8 protein-coding genes and 1 pseudogene are annotated in these 10986 nt (G+C 59.5%); 7 read left to right on the top strand and 2 right to left on the bottom strand.

Annotated elements, in window-relative coordinates; all coding sequences use genetic code 11:
• Together B3V69_RS14180 and B3V69_RS14175 are read left to right on the top strand one after the other, a co-directional pair.
• A pseudogene (locus B3V69_RS14180) lies at positions 1-198 on the top strand (glucose 1-dehydrogenase); the annotation flags it as partial.
• Positions 199-214: 16 nt separating this feature from the next.
• The gene (locus tag B3V69_RS14175; RefSeq protein ID WP_296447579.1) at positions 215-1777 is read left to right on the top strand and encodes an AMP-binding protein; all 1563 of its coding nucleotides are present in this window, start codon (positions 215-217) and stop codon (positions 1775-1777) included.
• Positions 1778-1805: 28 nt separating this feature from the next.
• Here B3V69_RS14175 and B3V69_RS14170 read toward each other — a convergent pair whose 3' ends face one another.
• Positions 1806-2378: a TetR/AcrR family transcriptional regulator gene (locus B3V69_RS14170; protein WP_296447578.1), complete on the bottom strand. Its 573-nt coding sequence runs from the start codon at positions 2376-2378 to the stop codon at positions 1806-1808.
• A 100-nt stretch (positions 2379-2478) separates the two neighbouring features.
• Between B3V69_RS14170 and B3V69_RS14165 the strand changes: the two genes are divergently transcribed.
• The 5 genes from B3V69_RS14165 (at position 2479) to B3V69_RS14145 (ending at position 9833) form a co-directional block, all read left to right on the top strand.
• A complete protein-coding gene (locus tag B3V69_RS14165; protein WP_296447576.1) occupies positions 2479-4800 on the top strand; it encodes a molybdopterin-dependent oxidoreductase in 2322 nt (773 codons plus the stop codon).
• 89 nt (positions 4801-4889) lie between these two features.
• Positions 4890-5678, top strand: coding sequence for a ferredoxin--NADP reductase (locus tag B3V69_RS14160; RefSeq protein ID WP_296447574.1), 789 nt, complete (start codon positions 4890-4892; stop codon positions 5676-5678).
• A 21-nt stretch (positions 5679-5699) separates the two neighbouring features.
• The gene (fdxA, locus tag B3V69_RS14155; protein WP_296447572.1) at positions 5700-6038 is read left to right on the top strand and encodes a ferredoxin FdxA; all 339 of its coding nucleotides are present in this window, start codon (positions 5700-5702) and stop codon (positions 6036-6038) included.
• Positions 6039-6846: 808 nt separating this feature from the next.
• Complete coding sequence (locus B3V69_RS14150) at positions 6847-7377, top strand: universal stress protein (RefSeq protein WP_296447571.1); 531 nt, start codon at positions 6847-6849, stop codon at positions 7375-7377.
• Positions 7374-9833 carry a plasma-membrane proton-efflux P-type ATPase gene (locus tag B3V69_RS14145; protein ID WP_414707536.1) on the top strand — a complete coding sequence of 820 codons (2460 nt, stop codon included), beginning with the start codon at positions 7374-7376 and terminating at the stop codon, positions 9831-9833. Before B3V69_RS14150 ends, B3V69_RS14145 begins: the two co-directional genes overlap by 4 nt.
• 274 nt (positions 9834-10107) lie before the next feature.
• Here B3V69_RS14145 and B3V69_RS14140 read toward each other — a convergent pair.
• Positions 10108-10986 (bottom strand): molybdopterin cofactor-binding domain-containing protein (locus B3V69_RS14140; protein ID WP_296447568.1); only part of this gene is annotated, 879 nt, incomplete at its 5' end.

The following is a 10986-nucleotide window of genomic DNA, read 5'->3' as shown; positions in this document are numbered from 1 at the left end:
GTCGCCCACATCGTCATCGACGGTGGCATCGAGGGGGATCGTTTGCTCTCGGCGTTTCCCGGTCGTCAAAATGAAAAAGGGCCCGATGGCTTGCTCTCGATCGACGCCATCGCGGAAACCTACTGGCAAGTTCACCTGCAACAGCGCAGCGCCTGGACCCATGAACTGGAATTGCGGCCATGGTCGGAACCGTTTTGACCATTGCGCAGACGCCATGACCCATCCGTCCATCCATGCCGCGCAGCAGCCAGAAAAGCTTGCTGCGGTGTTTGTCCCGAGTGGCGTGTCACTCACGTACGGGGCACTCGACCAAGGTGCGAACCAGGCCGCCCGGGTATTGCGCCCGTTCGGCGTAGTCCCGGGCGACGGCGTGGTTTTCTGCGTCGACAATTCCCCGGAATTTTTGCAAATTGCCTGGGGCTGCCAACGAATCGGCGTCCGCTTCACACCGGCATCTACCCGCTTGGGTGCCGAGGACCTTCACCATATCGTTCGCGATAGCGGAGCGAAAGTCCTCATCGTGTCTGCAAGAGTAGAGTGCGCAACGAAGCTTTCTCTTTATGAGCTCGACGGCGTGAGGTTACTGTCGTTGAAAGGCGATCTCCCTGGATTTGTTCGATGGGAAGGCCAGATAAATCAAGTTGAGGACACTGCAATCGAAAACCCGACACCGGGGCGGGAAATGATGTATTCCTCCGGCACGACCGGACGCCCAAAAGGCGTCCGCAAGCCGATGCCGACGGGAAAGTTTGACGATCCGGATTCTCGCAATGCGGGCGCGGATAAGCGACCCGGCGCCGGACCGGATATGGTCCATTTATGCACCTCGCCCCTGTACCATGCCGCGCCCTATCGCAGTGTCGCGGCGACGCTGGCCATCGGCGGCACAAGCGTTGTGCTCGAAAAATTCGATGCCGCACTGGCGCTGGAATGCATTGCCCGATTCGGCGTCACGCACAGCGTGTGGGTTCCTACCATGTTCAACCGGCTTCTCCGGCTTCCTTCGGAAGTGCGTGACTCGGTCGGTGACTTGTCGAGACATCAAGCGGCGTACCATGGTGCGGCACCCTGTCCGGTTCATATCAAGGAGCAAATGATCGGCTGGTGGGGCCCGATCATGTACGAATACTATGCAGGAACCGAAGGGATCGGTGCCTGTGCGATCGACTCGCAGGAATGGTTGCAACATAAGGGTTCTGTTGGAAGGGCCGTTGACGGGATCATTCATATTCTCGACGCTGACGACAAGGAACTGCCGAGCGGTATGACCGGCCTGGTTTTTTTCGAAAGTACCTCGACCTTCGAATACTTCAATGACGGTGCCAAGACGGGACGCTCCAAAAGCAGGCAAGGGTGGTGGACCTACGGCGACATTGGCCATGTTGACGAAGAAGGCTATCTGTACCTCACGGACCGCCGGGACTTTGTGATTATTTCGGGCGGCGTGAATGTCTACCCGCAGGAGATTGAAGACTTCCTGCTGCGCGATAGCCGTGTCCTGGACGCCGCAGTGTTCGGCGTGCCTGATGACGAGTACGGCGAAGCGATTCAGGCTATCGTTCAGGTAAGCGAGCAATCTGCACTCGACGTCAATGAATTGGCACAAGAACTACGGGCAAAGTGCCGGGAGCATCTGGGGCCCGTCAAGACGCCGCGAAACGTGCAGCTCGTTCATGATTTCCCCCGCCTGCCGACCGGGAAGCTGCACAAGAAAGCCCTGCGCGATGCGTTCCTCGCATCCTCGGGAACAGTAGCTATCGGGATGCCGGGATCGTGACGCGCGCCTCACATCATTCGTCGGTGAACTACTTTTTATCAGGCGCATTGACCAGAAGATTTGCACCCGCAGTCCGAACGGCATTGATCATTTCGCGCTTGACGGAATCATGGCACATGGCACGCGCAATCATCACGGCACCGACGTTTTGGGCGATCAGTGTCCATGCGGTGGTGTCTGATCCGGTCAATTCCTTCAATACGTTTTTGAATTGAAGAATTCCTGCTTCGAATGTCGCACGGACCTCATCAGTGGACCGTGCGACCTCTGCAGTCAAGGAAGGGAGTGGACACCCGTGTTCTGGTGATCGGACGTGCTGCATGCTGAGATAGCTCGCCAGCGCCTTGAGCATTGCTCCGGTGTCGCCCGGTGTCAGGTCCGCGAAGCGGTGCACGGTTCGATCTAGTTCGGCTTCGATAAGCGCAGAGAAAAGAGCGTTCTTGTTGTCAAAGTGCTTATACAGCGAACCCGTTGTCAGGCTCGCGGCACCCGCCAGCGCATCAACACCGGTCGCCGCGAAGCCATGTTTTTTTGCATAGCTCCCGCTCTCAGATAGCAGTTGTTGCCGCACCTGTTCTTTGTGTTCCTTCGAGTAACGCATATGAGTTTTAAGTTTAGGCGAAAACGTCTATTGACAGTAATAAAGTTATTTTATAGGATAACGATCATGATCCAAAAAGCAAAATTAATCGAGGTGGTATATGAGTAGTACTGAGTCAGCAGAGTGGAAAAAAACAGCATGCATCATCTGCGCGCTCAATTGCGGTCTTGAAGTCCAAACCAAGGGACCGCGGATCATTCGTATCCGTGCGGACAAGGAACACCCCATTTCGCACGGCTACCTGTGCGAAAAAGCGCAACGCATGGACTACTACCAGAATGGCGCTGACCGACTGTCTTCCCCCATGCGCAGGCGAGCCGATGGCCGCTACGAGGCGATTGACTGGGATACGGCGATCCGTGAAATCGCGGAGAAATTTGCTGCAATCAAATTCAAGCATGGTGGTGAAAGCATCCTCTACTACGGCGGAGGTAGCCAGGGCAATCACTTGGGCGGAACGTACGCAGACAGCACGACCAAGGCATTGGGTATCCAGTACCGTTCCAACGCGCTGGCGCAGGAGAAGACGGGTGAGGCTTGGGTGCAGGGCAAGATGATGGGCTCTGGTGTGCATTGTGATTTCGAGCATGCCGAAGTTGCGGTCTTTCTCGGCAAAAACCCATGGCAGTCGCACGGCTTTGCAAGATCCCGCGTGATTCTGCGTGACATGCAAAAAGACCCGAACCGTTCCATCATCGTCATTGATCCCTGCAAGACGGAGACCGCAGCGATGGCGGACTACCACCTGGCGGTCAAACCGGGAACCGACGCCTGGTGTCTTACTGCCATGGCCGCGATCATCGTGCAGGAGGGCCTTGCCCCAGCGGATTGGCATGCAGAGCACACCACCGGGCTCAGTGACATCGTCGCTGTGCTGCGACGCATATCCATCTTGCGGTATGCTCAAATTTGCGGCGTTGACGAGGCCTTGCTACGCAGCGCAACGCGCCGTATCGCTCACGCCAAGAGCGTCTCCATGCTGGAAGACCTGGGTGTGCAAATGAACATCCACTCCACACTCAATAGTTATCTGAACCGTCTGGTTTGGCTGTTGACCGGGCACTATGGCCGCCCGGGCACCAATAATGCCTTCGTGCCCTTCATCAATTTTTCTTATTCGGGCCGCGACCAAGCCAAGAAGGCTTCCAAATCTGCAACTGGCGTGCCGAAGGCCGGTCGAACCAGTCCGGTGACGGGCTCAAAGGTCATCATGGGATTGATCCCCTGTAACGTGATTCCGGAAGAAATTCTCACGGATCATCCAAAGCGCTTCCGTGCCATGTTCATCGAAAGCTCCAATCCAGTGCATTCACTGGCCGATAGCCAGAAGATGCGCGAAGCCCTGCGCGCCTTGGAGCTGAGCGTGGTGATTGATGTGGCGATGACGGAAACTGCCCAGCAGGCCGACTACGTCCTTCCTGCCTCCAGCGCCTTTGAAAAAGCAGAGGCCACCTTCTTCAATATTGAAGTTCCCAGAAACGGATTTCATCTGCGTCAACCGTTGTTCGAGCAGCGGGAGGGCACTTTGACCGAAGCAGAAATCCACGCGCGCTTGGTGGAAGCACTCGGCGCCGTGGGACCTGCGCAATATGGCTTTTTGCGCAAGGCAGCAGGATGGGGACTGCTGCCTTACGCCCTGGCTTTTGGGTGGAAATCCATGCGCGACAAGCGAGTGGCCCGCAATGCCCCGGTGGTGCTTTATCGAACCCTGGGGCCACATATGCCAAAGGGCATGGCGGCCGGAGCTTCACTTTGGGGAATTTGCCAGATGTACGTTCGCCAGCAACCACAGGCGGCTGCCCGCGCCGGTTTTGGCGGCCACCCCATATTGGCGGCGAACCGCTTGTTCAAAGCCATTGTGGGTAGCCCATCGGGAGTGATCTACGCCGATACCGAATACAGCCATAGCTGGAAGGCGGTGCGCCTTCCAGGTCAAAGAATCAACCTATGGATTCCGGAGTTGCTGCCGGAGATCGAGAAACTGGCACAAGGTGGTCCTGCGGTGGATGCGCAGTACCCGTTTGTACTCTCCGCAGGCGAACGCCGTACCGAAACCTCCAATACGACGTTCCGGGACAGCAGTTGGCACAAGAAGGGTCCCTTTGGAACCTTGCGCATGTGTCCCCAGGATGCGGCCGCCTTAGGTTGTCAGGCGGGGGAGTGGGTCCGAGTCACCACACGTCGTGGAAGCGCGGATGCTGAAGTGGAGCTGTCCGAAGCACTTCAATCCGGGCATGTTTCATTACCCAACGGCCTGGGCTTGGATTACCGCCGCGCCGATGGCGTGGTCGAGCGCAAAGGCGTACCTCTGAACGAGCTGACGGGAGTCACGGAGCGCGACCCCATTGCCGGAACACCTTGGCACAAACGGGTGCCGGCGCGCATCGAGCGAATTCCCACGTCGGCACCGGTCTCGGCCTAAGCATTCGCATCCTGCATTTGTCACCGCCCCTCGCGCTGTATTGAAGCGGCGCGGGGATCAACTTAGCCATTTGAAACCCAAAGTACCTCATGAGTTCAAGCAGCAGTCCCGCACTCCTTCGAGAGAAAGTGCTCAGCGTCCACCATTGGAATGACACGCTTTTCAGCTTCACAACCACACGCAATTCCGCGTTGCGCTTCCAGTCTGGCCAGTTCGTGATGATTGGTTTGGAGATTCAGGGCCGTCCTTTGCTGCGCGCTTACAGCATCGTCAGCCCGCATTACGAGGAACATCTGGAGTTCTACAGTATCAAGGTGCCGGACGGCCCCCTGACCTCGCATTTGCAGCACTTGCAGGTGGGTGACACGCTGTTGGTGGGACGTAAACCGACGGGGACGTTGATCAAAGACAACTTGCGCCCGGGTCGCAACCTCTACCTCCTGAGTACGGGGACGGGCCTGGCGCCTTTCATGAGCATCGTGCGGGACCCGGACTACTACGAAGCCTATGAGCACATCGTTCTGGTCCATGGGGTGCGTTACGTCAGCGAGCTGGGTTACCACGATGACATCAAGGAGACCTTGCCAACGCACGAATACCTCGGCGAGGCGGTTCAGCAAAAGCTTCGCTACTTCCCCACCGCGACGCGGGAGCCGTTTGTGCAGCAGGGCCGTATCACTGACTTGCTGGAGTCGGGAAATATCGAACGCGACCTCGGGCTACCCGCCATCGATCCATCGCACGACCGAGTGATGATCTGCGGCAACCCCGGTGTGCTGGTTGATCTCGTGGAAATACTGCACCGACGAGGATTCGATGAAGGGTCGATGCAAAAGCAGGGCAGCTACGTGGTTGAGCGCGCCTTTGTCGAAAAGTAACCAAAAAAAAGAAAAAAGTCTATGACCTTCGTCGTTGCCGAATCGTGCATCAAATGCAAATACACCGACTGCGTGCAAGTCTGCCCGGTCGATTGCTTCATGGAGGGGCCGAACTTTCTGGTGATTGACCCCAGCGCTTGCATTGACTGTGGTGTGTGCGTGCCAGAGTGCCCAGTGGAGGCCATCTTTGCCGACGATGACCTGCCGGGATATCAGCTTCAATTCCTGGAAATCAATGCTGAGATTGCCGCGAGCGGCAAATGGCCCGTCATTACGACGCAAAAGCCGCCACTCCCTGAGCATGAGAGGTATAAGACCATTGCGGACAAGCTGCGCCTGCTTGATCGTAACGGAGCGTAGACCACTTGACCAACAGCGGCGGCTGGATCTATGGCGGCAGCAAGGAGATTCAACGCAACATCATCTCCAAACGCTGATAGCGAGGCGACCGGGCCATGACGATCAGTACCGATTCAGACCACGGCCGGAGGTATGTTCGGGAAAGTCGTGCGCGTCGTACCAGCGGTCCTTGGCGGCGAAATACGCGCGCGGGAATTGGAGCACCGGATGATCGGCGGGATGGCCAGCGCGTCTTACGAAGCCAAGAACGGTGGCCGCAACCGCGTGGTGACCTATGCGCCGCGGCAGTCATCGCCCTGAGCCAATCTTGGACTTTGAATCGCGTCGGATAAGACATCCCGTTGTCGATCCAGTTTGACCCGAGTGCGTAGTTTCGTCATGCCGCGTCTTGCTCTGTTAGTCCGTCGCGCCAGTCGAATGCGAGGTGCCATATCCTTGTGGCTACGGAATGCAATTGACCAATTTCCGTTCGAAGCCACGGTCTGGGTACGACTGCGCAGGACTGCAAGTCCTTGATGATTATTTCGGATTTTCTTGACCAACCTGTGGCGATGCGTGTTTTGAGAAAGTGGTCTGAATTTTCGCAATGCAGCGTTTTCTGGTATTGGTCAGCGGCTGCTTTCTGGCGGGTCAGTTTCAAGACGTGGCCTGGCCAGGGTCGATTGACAGCCAAAACCGACTTACGAAAGTATGCGTCAGTTGCTTGACGATTGGTGTGCTCGATGCCCGATGTTCTGCTTTAGCAGGTAGATAATTGACCAACGCGCTGTTCACTGCATGAGCAGGCGAGTCGGAATGGAGAACGATCATGGCCCTATTCAAACGTATCGCTGTTGCCATTGATGGCAGCAGTGTGGCCAAAGTGGCCTTGCGTGAGTCCATCAAGCTCGCCAAGGATCAGCAGTTTGCCTTGCGCATTGTCTTCGTGGTCGATGTCGTTCCGCCCAGCGCCGAGTCGCCCTATGAACTCACGGAGTATGAGAACGCAAGTCGACGAGACGGTGACAGAGTACTGAAACAGGCCGCAGCGGTAGCACGTAAGGCGGGGGTCGAGGCCGAACCCGTCCGGCTTGAGGTTCAATCGCTTCGGGACCGCATCGCCAATGAGATCGCCCGCAACGCCAAGGCGCGGCGCGCCGACCTGATTGTGATTGGCACGCACGCACGGATGCCGCGGCCTGAGTCGGATGTTCATCGGCGGCGTTGCGGAATCTTTGATCTGGATCGCACTGGCACCTGTACTGCTGATACGGGGCCGCCATGGTCCATCCGAATCGAGTTGATCATGTGCGCCCGTCGTAGCGCCGCAGTCTGCCAGCGGCGGACAGACACATGGTGACGCGCCCGTACCCGCCGGCGGCACCGCATCTGGACGCGGTAAATTCCCCGGCCGAAGAGACAGCGAGTGCACCGGACGTGGACCTCGCCATCGGCCTCACAAGCGCCGAGGCCAAAGCCCAGATCCTGGAGCATGGCTACAACGAAGTCGAAGAACGGCCAGAGCATCCGATGCGGCGATTTTTGGGCAAGTTCTGGGGCCTGTCCGCCTGGATGCTTGAACTGATCATGGTCTTGTCTGCGGTGCTGCGAAAGTACTCCGACCTCGCCATCGTGGCCGCGCTGCTGATCCTGAACGCCGTTTTGGGATTTACGCAGGAGCGCCGTGCAGCGGGCGTGGTGCAGGCGCTGAGGCGACGCCTGCAGGTGAGCGCGCGCGTGCTGCGCGACGCAAGCTGGCAGGTCATCGCCGCCCGCGAACTGGTGCCCGGCGACATCGTCCGGGTGCGCTCGGGGGACATAGTTCCCGCCGACTTGAGGCTCTTGAGCGGCAGCATGAGTGTCGATCAGTCGGCCCTCACCGGCGAGTCGACTGACATTGATAAGGTGGCGGGTGACGAACTGTCTTCAGGCTCGGTGGTTCGGCGCGGCGAAGGCAGTGCCCGTGTCTTGCTGACGGGCGCGCGAACCTTGTTCGGCCGCACCACCGAACTGGTCCAGCAGGCACGTCCCAAGCTACACATTGAAGCGGTCGTGTCCCGGGTGGTACGCTGGCTGTTCGTGATCGTCGGCACGATGTTGGGCATAGTGACGGTGATCTCTCTCATGCGCGGCGCCTCGTTGGTCGAGATGATCCCGCTCATGCTGGTGCTGTTGATGAGCGCCGTGCCGGTGGCGCTGCCGGTCATGTTCACGGTGAGCATGGCGGTAGGTTCCAGCGAACTCGCCAAGCGCGGCGTCCTGGTCACGCGACTGAGTGCAGCCGAGGATGCCGCCACGATGGACGTGCTGTGCGTGGACAAAACCGGCACTATCACGATGAATCAGCTCGCCATCACGGGCGTCATCGCGCTCGAAGATGCGACCGAATCGGAGGTGCTGCGCGCCGGTGCCCTGGCGTCGCAGGAGGCCGACCAGGACCCCATCGATCTGGCCTTTCTTGACGCCGCCAAGAAGCGCCAAGTCTTCGATGGTCAGTTGCCGGTCACGCCAGTTTCATTCGCGCCCTTCGACGCGAAGACCCGGCGCACCGAGGCTGTGTTCAGCCAGAACATGCAGCGACTGCGGGTGATGAAGGGTGCGGTGCGCACCGTCGCCGAGGCTTGCGGCCTGGCTGCACCCGCGATCGAAGCCCTGGAGGCGCGGGTCAGCGACTCGGCTCGTAAAGGCTACCGAACCCTGGCGGTGGCCCGTGGACCGGAAGCGGCGATGCCGACCCTGCTCGGACTGGTGACCCTGATCGATCCGCTTCGCCCCGATGCCGCCAAACTCATTGCCGACCTTCGCGGTCTTGGTATCGGCGTGAAAATGCTGACGGGCGATGCGTTGCCGGTTGCGATCGAGATCGCCAGGCGCGTGGGTCTGCCAAACATCCGGCGGGTCGACGAACTGAAAGCCGACAGCGCGAAGACCAACACCGATCAGACGGACTCCCTGGCAACCGTGGATGGGTTCGCGGAGGTGTACCCGCAGGACAAGTACACGGTGGTGCAGCACCTGCAAGCCGCCGGCCACGTCACCGGCATGACCGGCGACGGCGTCAACGATGCGCCAGCGCTGCGTCAGGCCGAGGTCGGCATAGCGGTCAGTACCGCCACCGATGTCGCCAAGGGCGCCGCCAGCGTCGTGTTGACGCAGGCCGGCTTGAGCAACATCGTCGCACTCGTTGAGCAGGGACGCACCATCTACCAGCGCATCCTCACCTGGATCATCAACAAAATCAGTCGCACAATCCTGAAGTCGGCATTTGTCGCGATCGCCTACGTGCTGACGGGCAAGTTCGTCGTGTCCGCCTTCGCGATGCTGCTGCTGACGTTCATGACCGACTTCGCGAAGATCGCCCTCGCGACCGACCATGTGCGATCTTCGCGCAACCCCGAGACCTGGAACATCGGTGGCTTTGTCGCGGTCTCGGTCGCACTGGGCCTGTGCATGCTTGCCGAGGCACTGGCACTGCTGTGGTTTGCGTGGTCGCCCTTCGGCCTGGCTGTCCACGACGAGGCCCTGTACACGTTCAGCTTCCTTTTGCTGCTGTATCTGGCGGTGTTTTCCATCATCTCCGCCCGGGAACGCCGCTGGTTCTGGACGACGATGCCCAGCGCTACCCTCATCGCCGCCCTCGCGGCCGATGCGCTGGTCGGCACCGCGCTGACCTATGTGGGATTGCCAAGCCTGGCGCCACTGCCTTGGTGGCAAACCCTCGTTCTTCTGGCCTACGCCATGTTCGCCTGCCTCGTGGTCAATGATGCCGTGAAAGTTACGTTGACGCGCTGGCTGGTTCCGGGGGCGGCGGCGTGAATAGCGCCCATGTTGAATGCGAGTCGGCCGTCCCTTTTTGGCTCGGGCACCGACCTCGTTGGTTGCGTGCTCTTCTCTGGCTGAGTGGATGGGCTATACCGATCGTCTCTTCTTGGTCGGGTGCGGGTGGTGCGGTCATTGAAATCGCCGCCGCTTTGCCGACCGTCAACCTGCAAGGTCAGGTATCAAGCAAGCATTTTTGGAATTTCTACAGCCGCTTGCAGTCTCTTGCGGTCCGAAAGCGACGGCGTGCACAGGGGTGGTTTCAGCAGCGTCAGCCAGCCAGCGCCCGCAACACATTCTCCGCCGTCGCCGGCGCCGTCAAGCGCACGGCCTGCCCATCTGCGCGTGCCTGCGCTATGGCATCGCGCAGCGCCTCGTACACGCTGATCGCCAGCATCAGCGGCGGCTCGCCGACGGCCTTGCTGCCGAACACATTGTCTTCGCGATTCGGTTCGGGCCAGAGATCGACCTTGAAGTGTTCCGGCACATCGCCTGCGGTGGGAATCTTGTAGGTGCTGGGGGCGTGGGTGCTCAATTGCCCCTTGTCGTTCCACACCAGTTGCTCGGTGGTGAGCCAGCCCATGCCTTGCACAAAGCCGCCTTCGATCTGGCCGATGTCGATGGCGGGGTTGATGGAGCGGCCGACGTCGTGCAGGATGTCCACTCTGAGCACGCGGCTCTCGCCGGTCAGCGTGTCGATCGCCACTTCGGTGCAGGCGGCGCCGTAGGCGAAGTAATAAAACGGTCGCCCGGTCAAGGTGGTCTTGTCGTAGTGGATTTTCGGCGTGCGGTAAAAGCCGTCACTCCAGAGCTGGATGCGGTTCGCATGGGCCAGCTTCACCACCTCGTCAAAGCTGCGCGTCGTGTTGGGGGACAGCACCTGTCCGCCTTCGAAGCGGATGGCACCCGCCCCGCAGCCGTCCAGACCGCAGACGAATGCGCTCAGGTTGTCGCGCACGTGGCGGGCCGCAAACTGGGCGGCTCGGCCATTCAGGTCGGTGCCGGCCGAAGCGGCGGTGGCCGAGGCATTGGGGATCTTGCTGGTGTCGCTGGCGGTGGCCAGCACGCGCTCAAACGGCACACCGAGCTCGTCGGCCACGATTTGCGCCACCTTGGTGTTCAGGCCCTGGCCCATCTCGGTGCCGCCGTG

The sequence above is a fragment of the Rhodoferax sp. UBA5149 genome, assembly GCF_002413825.1.
Lineage (GTDB): Bacteria > Pseudomonadota > Gammaproteobacteria > Burkholderiales > Burkholderiaceae_C > Rhodoferax.
This window is presented reverse-complemented; position numbering and strand designations above follow the sequence as displayed.

Coding starts and splice junctions, on each gene's coding strand:
- B3V69_RS14150 (WP_296447571.1), top strand. CDS start 6,847: ATGGCCCTATTCAAACGTATCGCTGTTGCCATTGATGGCAGCAGTGTG.
- B3V69_RS14165 (WP_296447576.1), top strand. CDS start 2,479: ATGAGTAGTACTGAGTCAGCAGAGTGGAAAAAAACAGCATGCATCATC.
- fdxA (WP_296447572.1), top strand. CDS start 5,700: ATGACCTTCGTCGTTGCCGAATCGTGCATCAAATGCAAATACACCGAC.
- B3V69_RS14175 (WP_296447579.1), top strand. CDS start 215: ATGACCCATCCGTCCATCCATGCCGCGCAGCAGCCAGAAAAGCTTGCT.
- B3V69_RS14160 (WP_296447574.1), top strand. CDS start 4,890: ATGAGTTCAAGCAGCAGTCCCGCACTCCTTCGAGAGAAAGTGCTCAGC.
- B3V69_RS14170 (WP_296447578.1), bottom strand. CDS start 2,378: ATGCGTTACTCGAAGGAACACAAAGAACAGGTGCGGCAACAACTGCTA.